Raw genomic sequence first — 16,674 nt, 5'->3', positions numbered from 1 at the left:
CGTGCGCGTCAGCCGAGCAGGCCGGCCCAGTACAGGCCGGCGGCCAGCTCGACCGCGCGCGTTTGCGTCGTATGGGCCAGCCGGAACGCGTCGCCCTCGATGGTTTCGTCGGGAAACTCGGTGATGAGCGTGAACGGCACGGTCGAGCGGTGATCCTCGAGCACGTGACACGGAATGCCGTTGATGCGCGGGAACGGCAGGTCGCCCGCGTGCGCGTGCCATGCATGGAGTTGCCGTTCGTTGAACGCCACGAGTTCGTCCGATTGCGACAGCGCGTGGGTCAGCGCATCGAGGAACGGCCGCCCGTCGTGGCCCGCGTGGTGCCGCAGGATCAGGAAGAAACCCTTCGGAATCGACCAGAGTTCGCTGCCGCGCGGGATGTAGCCGCTGCGCGGCCGCGTCCATTCGTGCGCGGGGTAGCCGTGCAGGCTCAGGTGCAGCCGCGCGCCGGTGCGTTCGATCGCGTCGAGGCGGGCGGCTTTCTCGCCGAACGGCGGTTGCGTGCGGGCTTCGAGGTCGTCGCCGAGCGCGGTGAAACGCGCGGCATGGGACAGGTGCGTCGGATGCGTGGCGCGCAGGTGATGATGCAGCGCGGCGCCGTCCGGATTCTCGAGCGGCACGAGCGCGTAGTGCGCATCCGCGCGTGTGTTGAGCGCGTGGGCGGCCCGCAGCGCGCCGACGACGCCCGACGGTTCATTCGCATGCTGGCCGGCGGTGACGACGAGCCCGGGCATTGCGCCCCGCACGTATATGCCGTTTACGCCGCGGCCCTGGTGAGAGGTGACGGCGAACCGCTCGCCCGGCAGCGCGTCGAGCGCGCGGGCGACGTCGGGTGGCGACAGCGGCCGGTCGACTGCCGCGAGTGCAGCTGGCGACGCGAGCGTGTCGCGCGAGGCGGCTTCGGTTTCCGCCGTATCCGCGCGGACATGTGTTTCAAGCGTGATGCGCAGCGTCGTATCGCCTTGCGTGCGAACGATCTCGGGCACGATCTGGCCGGACTGCAGCGTACGGTCGGACGCGTCGCGGCCCGCGTGCGCGTGGAAGAATTCGGCCGCGCCGTAATAGGCGTCCTCGGTCCAGGCTTCGAGCGTGCTGACGAGTTCCTCGCCATACGGCAGCGTACGCTCGATACCCGCCGTGGCGATCGCGATCCGCAGGATGTCGAAGAACGGCGCGTTGTCCGGCCACGGATGCGCGCGCAGCGCGTCCAGCGTCGCGGTGGCGGCGGCCTCGAATTCGGTGACGAGCGGCGCGTCCTCGATCAGCGTGTCGCCGTGCCACGCGCGCAACCAGCCGCACGGCGACGCGGTCGTGTCATTGGGCGCGAAGATGCGATGCGTTGCCCCGTCGGTTTCGACGACATAGTGCGCGGGATCGTCGCCGGGCTCGAACGCGAATTCGAGCGGCGCGAGCCAGCCCGCGAGCGGATACGCTTCGAGCCGGAACCGCTGGTGTGCGCCCGCGGGCGTGCGGACCACGATCCGGCCGGTGCGCGGCGGCGCGAATTCCTCGATGAAGAAATGCAGCAGCGGCTTGTACGCGCTGCGCAACACCGCGTCGATGCCGCGCGCGGCGAGCGTGCGTTCGGCATCGCGGCGCGCTGCTTCGTCTTCGAACAGCCAGGCCTCGATGCGGGTCGCGGTGCCGGCCGTGAAGCGGTCGGTCAACGTGCGCAGCGTGCGCGGATACACGGCAGTAAAAAGCGTCGTCATGGTGAAGGAAGGCGGGGACGGGTCGGGAAATCGATCGGCGCGCGGCGGCGCCGGTCGTGTCGAAGGTGGGTTGCGACGTCAGCCGGAAACGGTCGGCCGCGCGACGGGGTCGCCATGGGTCGACGCACCAGGATGCGCGGGTGTCCCGTGCACACGATGCGCGGCCGGCAGCGCGACACGCACATACAGAAATGCGCGCCGTTCGCGATCGGGCAGCACTTGCGGCCCGTAGCTGATCGTGACCGCGCCGTCGTTGATCTCGCCGGACTGCGCGAAACGCCATGCGCCGGGATCGCTGTCGAGCAGGAATTCGGCGCGGGCATACGCGTGCGGCTCGAACAGATCGGGGATCGCCACCGGGTGGCCGGCGAGCTTGTCGAGCAACGCGTCGACCACGTTGAAGCCATAACCGTCGCGCACGATGTCGCAGATGAAGCTGCCCGCGATGCGCGGATTCAGTTCGATCACATGCGGCACGCCGTCGTGCACGATGCAGTCCAGGTGCACGGGCCCCCACGTGAGCCCGGCGGCCGCGGTCGCGCGCGTGCCGACGTCGATCAGCGCGCGCAGCGTGTCGGCGTCGAGATCGAGTTCGGACGTATAACCGCGTTCGAGAAAGCCCGCGCCATGGCGCTTCAGCTTGCGCAGCGCACCGACATAACGACCGTCGAAAAACTCGACGCAGTATTCGCTGCCGCTCAGGAATTCCTCGATGACGACACGCTCGGTCGCGAGCGACGGCGTATCGGCTTGCGCGGCGGCGAGCGCGTCGAGTTGCGCGCGGACTTCGTCGATATCCTCGCAGCGCCGCACGCCGTCGCTCGCCGAGCCTTCCGACGGCTTGACGACGACCGGAAAGCGCAACGGGTCGGCCGCGGCCGCGAGTGCCGCCGGCGCGGCCAGCGTGCCCGAGACGAATTGCGCGGCCGGGATGCCGTGCGCGGCGAGCAACGCTTTCTGGTTCGACTTCGACACGGCGTGCGCGACGTGCCGCGCATCGGGGCCGGGCAGGCCGAGCGCGTCGGCGACCCACGCGGCGGTGCGCGCATAGGTGTCGTGCGCGGTCGTCACGCGCAGCGTGTCGAGCTCGCCGGCGAAGCGCGTACGCAGCCAGCCGGCAAGCTGGCCGGCGTCGGGCGCGAGGTTGACGGTCTCGACGCCGTCGGGAAACACGCCGTCGAGACGATGGCCGGGCGCGGTGATGACAGTCACGGCCACCTGCCGCGCGAGCGCGGCGCGCACGAGGGCTACGCTGCTGCCGGTGGCGCGGGCGCCGATCACGATGAGTCGCTTCATGCTGGATCCTTGATCGAGGACGGAAGAATGGCGCCGCTTCACGCGCCGGCTAACGCGCACGCCGGCGCAGGCGTTGCGCTTCGAGGCGCGGCAGCAGGTGTTGCACCACGCGCGGCAGCGTATAGATCGGCAACTGCGCGCACGTGAACACGAGCGCCATGGTCGGTGTCGCGGCGAGCCCGAGCGCGGCCCACATCAGGCCGACGTTGCGATTGGCGACGATCAGCGCGACATTGAGCCGCGTGCGGACGTCGCCGGGCGTGAGCCCGTACGCGATGATCTGGAAACCCGCGTTGACGGTGAACGCCAGCGCGATCGCGGTCAATGCGCGGTGCGGCGCATCGATGATCGATTGCTGCATGCCGGCCATCGTGCCGAGCGCGAACACCAGCAGCGCGACGACGACGATCGCGTCGATGGGCGTTGCATAACGATCGAGCCGGGCACCCGCAAACCGCCGTACAAGTAGCGCGACGCCCTCGGCGCTGCCGATCAGCAGCGCGAGCCGCAATGCGAGGCTCACAGGCGAGATCGCCACGGCCGCATCGTGGCTGAACCAGGCCGTCAGCAGCGGCGCGGTGAGCGGGACGAACACCATCGACGCAAGGGTCGCGACGAGCGCGACGCTCGCGTCGAGCGACAGCATCCGCGCGATCGTCGACGTGCCGCTCGACGGCGGCGCGCAATACGCGATCACCAGCGCGACGACCCAGTCGTACGGCAGGCCGGCGAGCCGCGCGGCGATGCCGAGCGCGACCGGGCACGCGATCATCGTCGCGGCGGGCAGCAGCAGCGACACGGCCGGCCGCCGCGCGACCGCGCGCACGGCGCTGGGCTCGACGCGCAGCAGCGTGCCGAGCACGAACAGGAACACGGTGACGGGCATCAGCGGCCGCGCGAGAGCCGCGAGCGGTGGAACCAGCAGCCCGAGGCCGACGCCGCATGCGAGCACGGTCGGGCCGCGCCGCACCGTCGCGGCGATCAGCGCGCGCACGGGCGAGCCTCGGGATGGCGGCAAGCGGACGTGAAACCAGTGCAGACAACGGATGGCATGCGGATTCCTCGGAATAGGGCCGGCCAGCATCGAATGTTGCCTAGGCTAGTCCTGATGATGTGCGAAGTAAAATGATATAAACTGAATCGGTAACAAGAGAAAGTGATATGAACATACCTCTGCTCGAAACCTTCCGGGCCGTCGTGCAGGAAGGCAGCGCGTTGCGCGCAGCCGAACGGCTGGGCTGCACGCAGTCGAACGTGACCGCGCGGCTGCGCCAGCTCGAAGAGTCGCTCGACGCGCCGCTGTTCGACCGGCACGGCAAGCGGCTGGTGCTGAACGATGCCGGGCGCCGGCTGATCCCGTATTGCGACCGCATCCTGCGTCTCGTCGACGAAGCGACGCAGGTGGTGCGCGAGACGCCGGTCGCGCGCAGCTTCCGGCTCGGGTCGATGGAAAGCACGGCGGCCACGCGGTTGCCGGCGCTTGCCGCCGCTTTGAAGGAACGTGATCCGGCGCTCGGCCTCGTGGTGCAGATCGGCAGCGAGCCGGAACTGGCCGATGCGCTGCTGCGCGGCCGGATCGACGCGGCGCTCACCGCGCGCGCGGTCGTCCGGCCCGGGCTGCGCTACGAACCCGCGTTCGCCGAGGAGATGGTGCTGGTGAGCGCGGCCACGGTCACGCGCCGGCAAGTGCTGGCCGACAACACGGTGCGGCTGCTGGCGTTTCACGACGGCTGCCCGTATCGCGCGGTCGCCGAGCACTGGCTGAAGGCGCGCGGTTTCGCGATCGAATCGGTGGCGTCGTTCGGCACCTTCGGCGCGATCCTCGGATGCGTGGCGGCCGGCATGGGCGTCGCGATCCTGCCGAAGCGGATCACGACCGAGCACGTGGCGCGCAAGGAGCTGCGCGCGCACGCGTTCGACGATCTCGACAGCGTGACGACCTATCTCGTCACGCCCGAAGAAGCGCCCGCGCTGCCCGAACTCGACGCATTGCGCGCGGTGCTGGGCCGGCAGGCGGGGGCGGTGCTCGCGCGATAGTCAACCGCGCCGGCAACGCCCGCTACGCTACGCCGGCGCGACCGCGCGTTCATCCGCGAAGAAATCGGCCTCGATTTCGCGGATGCGCCGGCAATCCTCGAGCAGCCGCTCGAACGTCGGGCTGTAGAGGCCGACCGTGCCGAGCGCCGTCTTCAGGTCGGTGGTCACGCGCAGCGTGTCGCCCACCTTGATCCATTGCTTGAGCCCGACGAACGACGGCAGCGCCTGGATCGCCTGCCACGTGAAGTCCTGCGCGAGCACGCCGTTGCGCGACGACAGCAGCAGCACGTGCCCGCAGTAGCCGCGAAAATCCGTCGGCGTGGCGGTTTCGCCGAACAGCCGCTCCGGATGCAGCACGGCTTCGACGGCGGCCGACACGTGATTCTCGCCGCTGACCGCGCTGGTCAGCCGCGGATCGAGGCTGCCGTGCAGTCGCGCGTTCAGCTCGACGATCGTCGGGCCGTCGGCGGTATCGAACAGCTCGAGATGGGTCGGCCCGTAGCGCACGTCGAGCGCGTCGAGCACGTCAGCCGCGTAATCGAGCAGCGGCGCGTAGCGCGGGTCGGCGTGGTTCAGCACCAGCATCTTGTCGAGGCGCGGCGCGTGCGTGCGGTCGCGGTGCACTTCCCACAGGCTGACCACCCGATGGCGGCCTTCGAACGACACCGAATCGACGATGTATTCCTGCCCCTCGGAATAACTCTGGATCACGATGTCGTCGTTCGGCTGGTTGTACAGCGAACGGGTGGCCAGCACGTCGCGTGCAGCCTCTTCGACCTGCGCGAGCGTCCGGCAGATCTTCACGCCGGCCACGCCCGCGCTGCGCGCCGGTTTCACCACGAGCGGCAGCGTGCCGTGCGCGCGGGCCCATTCGAGCGCTTCGTCGACCGACGTGCTGTGGAAGTGCGCCGGCGCGCGCAGGCCGGCCTGGCGAATGCGCTCGTTCATCACGAACTTGTCGCGCCGCGCGGCCGACGTCGTGAGGTTGTTGCGATACGGCACGTCGAGCCGCTCGGCCAGCGTGTCGGCCAGCTCCAGCGCCGCGTCCAGGCCGTGCAGCACCGCGCCGATCCGCAGGTCGCTCAGTTGCGCGAGCGTCGCGTCGATGTCGCCGCGATGCTGGACTTGGCGGATATAGTCGGATGGAACGAACTGGTTCCAGTAGATTTCCGGCAAATCGGGATCGCTGATCACGTGCGCGCAACGGATGCCGTACGCGCGAAACGCGGGCGCCAGGTAGGCGGCGGTCGACGCGCCGTCGACGATCAGGACGGTATCGATGAAACGATGCTGCATGGATTCCTCGCTCGGCTGTGGGATCGGTTGAAGGGGGGCGGGTGTCGCGTGCTCAGGCCCGCGTGCCGGCGTTCGGCGCATCGCCCGGCCAGCGCGCGGCCAGCACGATGCAGACAGCGACGAGGACGGCCGCGACGGCGAACGCGTGCGCCGCGCCGGCCACGATCGCCGCGCCCTGGCCCGCGACCAGCGCGCCGAGCGCCGCAACGCCGACGGCGGCGCCGACCTGGCGCGCGGTATTGAGGATCGCGGACGCGGTGCCCGAGCGGCCGGCCTCGACGCTGCCGAGCATCGTCGACGTCAGCGCGGGAATCGCGATGCCGCCGCCGATTGCCATCGCCGCGAGCCCCGGCGCTAGCAGCGCATACGGCGTGTGCGCGGTGAGCGTCTGCCACAGCCACACGTAACCGGCGAGCGACACGGCGAGGCCGATGATGACGGTCGCGCGGAATCCGTACCGGACGGCGAGGCGCGCACTGGCGATATTGGCGAGCATGATGATCGTGAGCGGCGCGAGCGCGAGCCCCGATTCGGTCGCGGTGAAGCCGCGCGCGTTCTGGAAATAGAGGCTCAGCGAGAAGATCAGCCCGTAGAACGCGGCGTTCGTGACCGCGCCGATCGCGAGCGTGCCCGGCACGCGTGCGATCCGGAAGAACGCAAGCTGCAGCATCGGCGCAGCCACGCGCCGCTCGATCGCGACGAACAGCGCGCCGAGCCCGACCGACGCGGCCAGCGCGCCGGCCGCATACGGGTCGCCCGGCCCGTGCGCGCCGGCCCGGATGATCCCGCCCGTCAGCAGCCCGAGCACGAGCACCGCGACGATCTGGCCGGCCGGGTCGAACAGCCGCGTGCGCGCGGCGGCCGAATCCTGCACGTGGCGCAGCGTGAACCACAGCCCGAGCGCGCAGATCGGCAGGTTGATGAAGAAGATCGCGCGCCAGCCGAGCGAATCGATCAGCAGGCCGCCGAGCGTCGGCCCGGCCGCGCTGATCGCGCCGCCCGTCGCGCTCCACCATGCGACGGCTTTTACACGCGCGGCGGCATCGTTCGCGCAAGCGTGGGTGATGAGCGCGAGCGACGTGGGCAGGATCATCGCGGCGCCGACACCCTGCGCGACACGCGCGGCGATCAGTGCCGCCAGCGACGGCGCGAGCGCGCAGCCGAGCGACGCGAGCAGGAACAGCGCGAGGCCGTACGCAAACAGCCGGCGGCTGCCGAAGCGGTCGGCAAGCGTGCCGGACGTCAGCAGCAGCGCGGCGAACGACAGCGTGTACGCGTCGACGATCCACTGCAGCCCGTGGACACTCGATCCGAATGAATGACCGAGGCTCGGAATCGCGACGTTGACGACGGTCACGTCGAGCTGGACGATCGCGAAGCCGAGGCTCGCGGCTGCAACCGTCGGGAAGATCGCGCGCAGCGACGTGCGGTGCGGCGGCGCGGCCGCGGTGAGCGCGCTGTCGAGCGCCGGAGCCTGCTCGCTCATCGCGATTCCCGGGCTGCTTGGGGCGAGTGGTGCGCGTGGCACGAGAGGCCGCATGCCGGCAACGGCACGTCGGTTCCGAAGGCGCAGCGCGGCAAGCGGTATCGGTTCATCTGGCGGGTTTCCGTATGGCGGATGAAGGGAGCCGGCCGCCCGTCGAGGGCCGACCGCATCGTCGAATCCGACAGAAAACTAGCATCGACCCGCTGGCGAATACAAATAATAAGCAGCGATTTTTTAACAAGTATTCGTGTTAAAGGCCGGCACGATCGATGCGGCCTGACGCCGGCCGTGTTGCTGAACTTATATCGATTATTTTTGTTAGCAATCGATTTAATATCATTTCGCAACGCAACAGAGGTCTCCTAGTCTTGTCGAGCGCTGCGCACCGAGGACGGCACGGCGCGGCGGTGGTGCCTAACCGCTCTTCGACCCAAGATTCTTTATACGAGAGACCTATGACCTATCTCGCAGATGAACGCATCGTTTTGACGGCAGCGGAATCCGGTCACATCCGGAAGACGCTCGGCGCGCTGGCCTACGACCCGGCCGGCGGCGCCGGCTACATCAGCGCAGTACGCAAGCTCGCCTACAACGCCTTTCCGGACCGGGTCGTCGACGCATTCGACTGCGCGAAGGCACCGACCGCGGACGCGCACGGCTCGATCGAGATCGACAACCTGCCGATCGACGACGATGTGCAGGGCAGCCCGAGGTTCGAGGAAACCGGTCGCTCGTTCAAGGCCGGCGTGCTGAGCGAGAACGTGCTGGTCGCCCTGAGCACGCTGGCCGGCGAGCCGTATTCGATCGCGCACGAAGGCCGCGAGCTCGTGAACAACCTCACGCCGCACAAGGCGACCGCGCGCGACTATACGGGCCTCGGCTCGGAGGTCGAGCTCGATTTCCATATCGAGAACGCCGCGCAGGCCCACATGCCCGAAGGCGACACGTCGCCGTTCGCGTTGCTGCTGCTCGGCGTGCGCAGCGAAGCCGGCGGCGGCCCGTACACGCGGCTCGCCGATGCGCGCCGCGCGCTGCAACTGCTGTCGCCGGACGATATCGCGCTGCTCTACGGCGAGCACTACATCATCCGCGTGCCGTACCGGTGGCGCGGCGCGGCGCCGACGCCGCGCGACAACACCGACCTGAGCGCCGTGCTGTCGGGGCCGCTCGATGCGCCGCGCGTGACGGTCGCGTTTTATCCGGACATGGTGCTGGCGGTCAACACGCGTGCGCAGGAGGCACTGGCCAACCTGTATCGCGCGGTGCGCGAGGTGTCGTTCGGCGTCCAGGTGTCGCCGGGCAAGCTGGTGCTGATCAACAACCATTTCACGCTGCATTCGCGCGACCGCTTCGATCCGCAATACGACGAGAACGATCGCGCGTTTCGCTGGGTGCAGCGCGTGTTCGTCGCACGCAGCCTGTGGAATTTCCGCGCATTCACGCCGCTGCAGGCGCGCGTATTCGATCCGAAAGCGCTGTATGCGGGCGAGTCGCCGGCGCAGCAGCGCCCGATACCCGTCGCGCAACCGGTGCCGCAGCGCGCGGCCGCGGCCGAACTCGAAGCCACGCCAGCATGAGCGGGCCGCGAACGCGGAGGGGGCGGCGACCTGCGCTGACCATCGTCCGGCCCCCGCCCGCGTTCGGCCAATGCATCAACGAACCGGAAGGAACCCCGACAACATGAGAAGAACAGCATTTCCCGTGGCGCGCGTCGTGCGTGTGCTGGCCGCCGTCTTGCTTGGCGGCAGCGTCGCCGCACAGGCCGCGACGTTCGACCTGAGCCCCGAGCAGCCGGGCCGGCAGCGCGGCACCGTGAACCCGGTAGTCGAACAGGCGTTGCCGGGCGGCTTCAAGTTTGCCGAAACGAATACGCTGACGATCGGCATCGCGCCGAACCTGCCGCCGCTCAGCACGTATGCGACCGATGCGCGCACGGTGGTCGGCTTCGATCCCGATCTCGCGCAGCTCATTGCAGACAGCGTCGGCCGCAAGCTGAAGATCGTGCCGCTCGCGTGGGCCGACTGGCCGCTCGCGCTGCAGTCGGGCAAGGTCGACGCGGTGATCTCGAACGTGACGGTCACCGAGCAGCGCAAGGAGAAGTTCGACTTCTCGACCTACCGGCGGGATCAGCTCGGTTTCTATGTGAAGAACAACAGCCGGATCGCCGCGATCCGTGAGCCGAAGGACGTCGCAGGGCTGCGCGTAGTAACCGACTCGGGGACGAACCAGGAAAAGATCCTGCTCGAATGGAACCGGCAGAACGTCGCACGCGGCCTCGCGCCGGTCGAGATCCAGTATTACGCCGATGCGGCGGAGCGCTGGGTCGCGCTGCAGTCGGGCCGCGTCGACACGATCTTCAGCGTGAATTCGATGCTCGCGTACCAGGCGTCGCTGCGCGGCGATGCGAAGCTGATCGGCACCGTGAGCGGCGGCTGGCCGCGCACCGCGGATATCGCGATCACGACACGCAAGGGCAGCGGCCTTGCCGATCCGCTGACGATCGCGATCAATGCGCTGATCGCGAACGGCAGCTATCGCAAGGTGCTCGGCCGCTGGAGTCTCGACGCCGAGGCGATCGACAAGTCGCAGACCAATCCGCCGGGGCTGCCGCGCACCTGAGCGTGATGCAGTGAACGTGCGATCAGGTGATCGGCCACTGCAGGATGACGATCCCGTCGTTGAAGTCGCTGTCGGCGCCGTCCTCGGACCCGAGCCAGCCGAGCCACACCGTGTCGCCCGCGGACAGCGGCGCGAGGCGCGCATCGGTCGCGGACTTCCTGCCGTTGGCCGATGCATCGATCCGGATCTTGCCGCCTTGCGAATTCAGCGTGAACAGCCTGACGCCGTCGTCGCTGTTGCCGACGAACGAGGCGGCCGGTTCCGGCGCATCGTCGATGAACAGTTTCAGATCCTGCCGGTCGGCGGCATTCGCGTAGAAGAGCGCCTTGAACGCGGTATTCGGCGGCAGGTTGAAGTTGCCGTTCCGGTCGGACGACGGCTTGAAATCCGGTTGCTTCGTATCCGGCTGGCTGCCGGCGATCTCGATCGACGTTTCCCAGCGGAAATAACCCGACACGGCGCCGTCGCGATCGAGCACGGCGAAATCGGCCGTACACGTGGTGGTGCCGGCGGCCAGCACCTCGCTGCGCCAGAAATGGTCTTTCATCGGCCGGCACGATGGATTGAGCAGGTCGTCGCCATCCGGTACCGGCGCGGTGGCGTTGCGCACTTCCGCTTCGATCGGCGCGACGATGCCCGCATCCTTCAACGCGAACCGGACGAACAGCACGCTCAACTCGGCACGCAGCGCCAGCGCGGTTTCGCGCAGGTGCAGCGCGTCACCCGGCGCGAGGCCGGCAAAGAGCCGGTTGTCGTTGTGGCCGAGCTGCCCGGCATCGCCCGGGCTCAACACGTAGATGTGCCGGCCGTCGATCACGGTCGGTGCAGCGGCATCCCGGCTCGCATCGGGGTAGGTCGACAGCAGCGTGACGGCATCGACGATCGCGAGCACATCGCAACGAAGACCAGACATGAACACTTCCTCCGCAACAAGGAAACGACACGGGCGACCGCCGCGCGGCCGCCCGCCTGCCGCGATCAGTTATGGATCGAGATGAACGGATCCCACGAGAAGCAGCCCTGGCTCTGGCAGTTGCGATCGATGATCTGGAACTGGAAGTGGTAGGTCACGCGGCCGACCTTCAGGCATTCCGACGACCAGTAGTAGTTCGCGACCTTCTGGCACGTCGGCACTTCCGGCTTGCTGGTGTTCGGCACCGGAATCGACGCTTCCGCGACCCGCGGCGTCGGCGTCGAGATCAGTTCGTTGCCGACGTTGCCGATGAACTTGTAGAACACCACCTGGTTCTCGAAGCCCAGCGACAGGCTCGTTTCACGCCAGCGGATCAGGTCGCCGACCTGCGCCTTCAGGTCGAGTTCGCCGCCCGCCTGCCCGGAGATGACGTTGTCCTGGTTGGTCACCATATAGACATAACGCCAGTCGATCAGCGTCGGCGCGGCCGGATTCTTGCTGGGATTCGGATATTTCTTGAGAATGGTTTCGGTGTCGAAAGAAACGAGCACATCAGTGACGCGTGACATAGAAGCTCCCGTTTGAATGAATGGGACTAATTGTTGCGCGAATTTCTTCGTGCAGCGGCCATCGCCTTGTCCCGCAAGGCTCCACGCTGATTGGGGCACGTACGGGCGCGACGGCGAATGCAGGTTATCCCGTTCGATTCATTCTGGAAGCTGTGAAAGTAAACAGGGTCGTTAAAATAATTTCAGACGGTAATTTTAATATCGGAATCAATCGAATCGATGCGTGACATAAATATCACGGCATTGAATCTGTTAATTGATTGATCGATTATTTTTCTGAAATGGGAAAAGAGGCGGGACGGCCGGCGACAGTCCGCTTAACGGTAGGTCCAGAGCCGATGCAGCACGAACGTCGTCGGCGGAACGAGCAGCGCGATCACGACGATGCTCATCCCGCGCGACACGTCGAACGCTTCTGCGACGCGCGCGAGCAACAGCGTTTCGAGGAAGCCGGCCAGCGTGACCGCGAGAAAGCGCAGCGCGTTGCGCGTGCGCACCGTCGACGAGAAGCTCCACAGCGTATTCGCGAGATACGAGAACGCCGTGGCGCACAGGAACGCGACCGCATTCGCGGCCACCAGCGTCGCATCGCACATCTCGAACATCGCCGATGCGACCAGCGTGTGGATCGCGGTCGAGAACAGCCCCGACAAGCCGAAGCGCACGAGCCTCGTGCGTTCGGCATAGAGCAGGTCGATCATGGCCGTCTGCACGCGTTCAGCGTCCGTCGATCCGCGCGCGGATCGGCTGTACGCGCCGGCGTGCGATCTGGCGGCGCGCATCGCGCGCGACCGGGAGCTCGATCACCTTGGCATGCGCCTGGTAGCGGCGGCGGATCAGGTACACGGGCCGTTGTTTCGACTCGTCGTAGATCCGCCCGATATATTCGCCGACCACGCCGATGCCGATCAGCTCGATGCCGCCGATGAACAGCGTGATCGAGATCAGCGACGCGTAACCGAGCACCGGATTGCCGAACAGCAGCGTGCGCAAGACGATGAACGCGCCGTACAGGAACGCGAGCGCGGCGATGCCGACGCCGATGTAGGTCCAGCTGCGCAGCGGCACGGTGCTGAAGCTGGTGATCCCCTCCAGCGCGAAATTCCACAGCTTCCAGCCGGAGAACTTCGAGTGTCCGGCGCTGCGCGGATCGCGCTGGTATTCGACGATCACGGTGCGGTAGCCGACCCACGCGAACAGCCCCTTCATGAAGCGGTGCCGCTCGGGCAGGCTGCGCAGCGCGTTCACGACCTTGCGGTCCATCAGCCGGAAATCGCCGACGTTCTCCGGCAGCTTCACGTCCGACAGCAGGTTGTGCACGCGGTAGTAGATCGCGGCGGCGGTGCGCTTCGCGAACGAATCGCAGGCGCGGTTGCTGCGCTTCGCCGCGACGACCTCCGCGCCGTCGCGCCAGTGTTCGATCATCACCGGAATCAGGCTCGGCGGGTCCTGCAGGTCGGCGTCGAGCGGGATCACCGCGTCGCCGGCGGCTTCGTCGAGGCCGGCCGTCAGCGCCGCTTCCTTGCCGAAGTTGCGGGTGAGATCGATGACGCGCACGCGCCGTTCGGCGGTGCCGATCCGGATCAGGCGTTCGAGCGTGTCGTCGCGGCTGCCGTCGTTCACGCAGACGATCTCGAAGCGGATCGACTCGATGGCCGTCAGCAACGGAATCACGACGTCGAAGAAGTGCTCGACGGCCTCGCCTTCGTTATAGAACGGCACGACCAGCGAAATGAGCGGTGTGTAGTGTGGTTCCCGCATGATGATTCCCCTTTGTGATGTCGCTTCACCGGTCCGCGCCGAAGGTCGGGCGGCCGGCGCGGCGCATTCCGTACGCCGTGCGGTGGTGCGGTCGGACCGGATGCGCGAACCCGGTCTCGGTCGAGTAGTCGCGTGCGTCCGGTATCGTCGGCACGTCGTGTCGTTCCTGGGCGATCCGGCTGACGAGCAGCGCGAGCGACGCCAGCGTGACGAGCGGCATGAACTGGAACGACAGATGCGGCACGACTGCCAGGCCCGCGAGCGGCATCGGCCACATCAGCATCAGCCATTCGCGATCGAAGCGCCGCCAGCCGTGCGTCCACGCATAACGCGCGTACCACGCGATCACGATGCCGTACCACGTCAGGTCATAGTCGTACAGGTAAGGGCTGACGAGCAGGCATGCGCACGCGAGGGTCGCGGCGCGCAGCGCGTACGAACATGCACCGCGCCACGCGTAGACGACGGCGAAGACGGCGGCCGCGGCCGACAGCAGCTGCAGGCTGCGCGCGACGAGCGCGGGCCAGCCGGCCATCGTCGCGAGCGCGAACACGGTCGGCATGCGTGCGAGCTTCGCGTGACCGGTGCCGACGATCGCATACACGTTGCCGATCACATGCGCGAACGAGACCCACGGGCCGACGCCGAACGCGAGCGTCGCGAGCGCGGCGCTGCCGGCGATCGTCGCGGTCCACGCGGCCAGCGCGCGCCATTGGCCCGCGCACAGCAGCGCGAGCGGGAACAGCACCGCGAGCTGCGGCTTCATCGTCAGCAAGCCGAAGCAGATCCCGGCGCACACGGGGCGGCGGTTCAGCACGAGCAAGCCGATGCCCGCGAGCAGCGCGGTGAAGAGGCTGGTCTGCCCGACGATCACGGTGAGGAACGCGCCGGGGAAGGCGAGCGCGCACAGCCACGCGGCATCGCGCTGCACGGTTGCGCGAATCGTCGCGGCGAACAGCGCATACGTGACGCCGAGCCACAGGACGAGCGCCAGCGTGTACGGCAGCCAGCCGAGCGGCAGCACGAGCAGCAGCATCGTGGGCGGATAGAGCCACGGCAGTGTGCCGTCCGCGAGCGTCATCGTCGGGAGCGCGAGCTTCTGGACCGCGAACAGCGCGGGGAAGTGCCATGCATCGGCGCCGTGCCCGTGCGCGGCGAGCCACGCGGCGCTCCAGATCGGCGAGAAATCCTGCGACAGCGGCTCCAGCGCGCCGTGGTGTGACAGGGCCACGCGGATCACGTAGATGCCGATGAACAGCAGTTCGGCCAGCAGCACGCCGGCCGCATAGAGACGCACGCGATCGCGATTGAGCCAGTGCGGGTAGCGGCGCGGGCCCGCGATCGGGAGTTCCGGATGCACGTCGACGGCCGGATGCGCGTGGCGCGCGAACGAGGGCGCCTTCATCATGCGCTCCGCGACGCGAGCGCCGTGCGGCGCACGACGACGAACAGCACCGCGAGCAGCACGAGCGGCCCGATCTGCGGCAGCTTCATCAGCCGGTTCAGCATCTCGAAGATCGGCAGCAGCCACGCGAGCAGGAGAATGCCCTGGTCGCCGGGCAACCAGCCTTCGTCGAGACCGTAGGCGAGCAGGCAGAAGATCGCGATGCCGAGCCACGTCAGTTCGTAGTTCCACAGATACGGCGTCGTCAGCAGCGTGGCGATCGCCAGCGCCGCGCCGCGCAGGCGCATGTCGCGCGTGCGGCGCCACACGTCGACCGCGGCCGTCAGTGCGAGCACGGCGATCGCCGCTTGCGCGGCCAGCGCGACCGCGACCGGCGCGCCCGCGAGCCGCAACGCGGCGAACGGCGTCGGCGATGCGAGCCAGTACGACGCGAGCATGAAATGCTGGTCGCGGACCGTCGACATCGCATGGCTCAACCCGTGCAGCGCGGCGGGGCCGGCCAGTGCGACGCCGGCCGCCGCGAACAGCGTTGCGCTGATCGCCGCCGCCGCGAAGGTGCGCCACGCACGCGCCGCGATCAGCACGAACGGGAACACCACGGCCAGCTGCGGCTTGATCGCGAGCAGTCCGATCAATACGCCGGCCAGGATCGGGCGCTTGCCGAGCAGATGCAGCGCGAGTGCCGCGAGGCCGGCGGTCAGGATGCTGTTCTGGCCGAACAGCGCGGACATGCACACCGCCGAATACCCGAGCACGACGAGCGCCGCCGCACGCGGCACGGGAAGATGCGCGCGCAATCCCGACAACCGCGAGACGGCGAACGCGTAGCATAAAAGACTGCCCGCGAAAAAGAGGAAATATGCGGGCAGGAAAGGCACGAGGGCAACCGGCGCGATGAACAGCAACATCGTCGGCGGATAGAGCCAGGGAAGCGGCCGGTGCTGCAGATACGCACCGAAGTGCGCGAACTCGGCCTGCAAGAATGACGAAGGGTCGTAGGCCGATGCCGCGTGGCCTTGCAACACGAGATGCGATGCGGTCCAGAAGACCGAGAAGTCGATGCCGGGGCGAGCGGTGGCGTTCGAGGTGAAGCCGTCGGTCACGATGCCCCAGACGATCAGCAACGACGCGAAGAGCATCAGCATGATGCAGCTGTACGGAATGATCCGGTCTGCTGTCAGCCATTGAGCCCGGTGTATGGCGCGATCGCGCGTCCCACGATTGGCTGTGTGCATGATGCCCCGTATGTGGTTGAAGCCGCTTGGTCTGTCGCGGCTGTTTCATGTTGTCGTGCCGCCGGATCGAATCGCTCTGAATGGCGTTGTCCGGTGAATGCATTGTTGGAGAAAAAATCGCACGACGCAAACCACGCACGGAAACCCGGCATGTCGATATGCCGGTGAGTCGCTTGAAAACCGCGTTTTCAGGTATGAGAAATCGACACGGCCGGAATTTATGTATCCGGCCTGAAACATTTGGCGATTTTCGTCGGTGTGGCACGCCGCCGATCCCGCGAAACACGACCGGCTTCCCGCGTTCGGGAAAGTCCCGAGAAAAAAATTTGGACCCTTTGCGCAGCG

The 16,674-nt window shown here is 67.7% G+C and carries 14 protein-coding genes; 3 read left to right on the top strand and 11 right to left on the bottom strand.

What is annotated here, in order from left to right:
• Nucleotides 1–8 precede the first annotated feature (8 nt).
• From ACTRWB_RS17250 to ACTRWB_RS17240, 3 genes are all read right to left on the bottom strand, one after another.
• Nucleotides 9–1,712, bottom strand: coding sequence for a hypothetical protein (locus ACTRWB_RS17250; RefSeq protein ID WP_446902622.1), 1,704 nt, complete (start codon nucleotides 1,710–1,712; stop codon nucleotides 9–11).
• 78 nt (nucleotides 1,713–1,790) lie between these two features.
• A complete protein-coding gene (locus tag ACTRWB_RS17245; protein WP_446902621.1) occupies nucleotides 1,791–3,008 on the bottom strand; it encodes an ATP-grasp domain-containing protein in 1,218 nt (405 codons plus the stop codon).
• A gap of 49 nt (nucleotides 3,009–3,057) precedes the next feature.
• Nucleotides 3,058–4,002 carry a hypothetical protein gene (locus ACTRWB_RS17240; RefSeq protein ID WP_446902620.1) on the bottom strand — a complete coding sequence of 315 codons (945 nt, stop codon included), beginning with the start codon at nucleotides 4,000–4,002 and terminating at the stop codon, nucleotides 3,058–3,060.
• Nucleotides 4,003–4,169: 167 nt separating this feature from the next.
• On the opposite strand from ACTRWB_RS17240, the gene ACTRWB_RS17235 reads away from it, so the two are divergent.
• A complete protein-coding gene (locus tag ACTRWB_RS17235; RefSeq protein WP_446902619.1) occupies nucleotides 4,170–5,045 on the top strand; it encodes a LysR family transcriptional regulator in 876 nt (291 codons plus the stop codon).
• Between the two features lie 27 nt (nucleotides 5,046–5,072).
• Here ACTRWB_RS17235 and ACTRWB_RS17230 read toward each other — a convergent pair whose 3' ends face one another.
• Both ACTRWB_RS17230 and ACTRWB_RS17225 read right to left on the bottom strand, forming a co-directional pair.
• Complete coding sequence (locus ACTRWB_RS17230) at nucleotides 5,073–6,341, bottom strand: ATP-grasp domain-containing protein (protein WP_446902618.1); 1,269 nt, start codon at nucleotides 6,339–6,341, stop codon at nucleotides 5,073–5,075.
• A 52-nt stretch (nucleotides 6,342–6,393) separates the two neighbouring features.
• Nucleotides 6,394–7,827, bottom strand: a complete 1,434-nt coding sequence (locus ACTRWB_RS17225) for an MFS transporter (protein ID WP_446902617.1) — start codon at nucleotides 7,825–7,827, stop codon at nucleotides 6,394–6,396.
• A 455-nt stretch (nucleotides 7,828–8,282) separates the two neighbouring features.
• On the opposite strand from ACTRWB_RS17225, the gene ACTRWB_RS17220 reads away from it, so the two are divergent.
• Nucleotides 8,283–9,404 (top strand): TauD/TfdA family dioxygenase, encoded by a 1,122-nt coding sequence (locus ACTRWB_RS17220; protein ID WP_446902616.1) that lies wholly within the window; start codon nucleotides 8,283–8,285, stop codon nucleotides 9,402–9,404.
• Nucleotides 9,405–9,507: 103 nt separating this feature from the next.
• Nucleotides 9,508–10,446, top strand: a complete 939-nt coding sequence (locus ACTRWB_RS17215) for an ABC transporter substrate-binding protein (protein ID WP_419690468.1) — start codon at nucleotides 9,508–9,510, stop codon at nucleotides 10,444–10,446.
• Between the two features lie 22 nt (nucleotides 10,447–10,468).
• On the opposite strand, the gene ACTRWB_RS17210 is transcribed toward ACTRWB_RS17215, so the two are convergent.
• From ACTRWB_RS17210 to ACTRWB_RS17185, 6 genes are all read right to left on the bottom strand, one after another.
• Nucleotides 10,469–11,359: an AidA/PixA family protein gene (locus ACTRWB_RS17210; protein WP_419690467.1), complete on the bottom strand. Its 891-nt coding sequence runs from the start codon at nucleotides 11,357–11,359 to the stop codon at nucleotides 10,469–10,471.
• A gap of 65 nt (nucleotides 11,360–11,424) precedes the next feature.
• Complete coding sequence (locus ACTRWB_RS17205) at nucleotides 11,425–11,928, bottom strand: inclusion body family protein (RefSeq protein WP_048251869.1); 504 nt, start codon at nucleotides 11,926–11,928, stop codon at nucleotides 11,425–11,427.
• 317 nt (nucleotides 11,929–12,245) lie between these two features.
• Nucleotides 12,246–12,629 carry a GtrA family protein gene (locus ACTRWB_RS17200; RefSeq protein ID WP_446902615.1) on the bottom strand — a complete coding sequence of 128 codons (384 nt, stop codon included), beginning with the start codon at nucleotides 12,627–12,629 and terminating at the stop codon, nucleotides 12,246–12,248.
• Nucleotides 12,630–12,645: 16 nt separating this feature from the next.
• Nucleotides 12,646–13,689 (bottom strand): glycosyltransferase family 2 protein, encoded by a 1,044-nt coding sequence (locus tag ACTRWB_RS17195; RefSeq protein WP_446902614.1) that lies wholly within the window; start codon nucleotides 13,687–13,689, stop codon nucleotides 12,646–12,648.
• A 25-nt stretch (nucleotides 13,690–13,714) separates the two neighbouring features.
• Nucleotides 13,715–15,094: a glycosyltransferase family 87 protein gene (locus ACTRWB_RS17190; protein WP_446902613.1), complete on the bottom strand. Its 1,380-nt coding sequence runs from the start codon at nucleotides 15,092–15,094 to the stop codon at nucleotides 13,715–13,717.
• Nucleotides 15,094–16,329, bottom strand: a complete 1,236-nt coding sequence (locus tag ACTRWB_RS17185) for a glycosyltransferase family 87 protein (RefSeq protein WP_446902612.1) — start codon at nucleotides 16,327–16,329, stop codon at nucleotides 15,094–15,096. The genes ACTRWB_RS17190 and ACTRWB_RS17185 overlap by 1 nt, the downstream gene beginning before the upstream one ends.
• Between the last annotated feature and the right edge of the window lie 345 nt (nucleotides 16,330–16,674).

This window comes from Burkholderia sp. YIM B11467, assembly GCF_052952715.1.
This window is presented reverse-complemented; position numbering and strand designations above follow the sequence as displayed.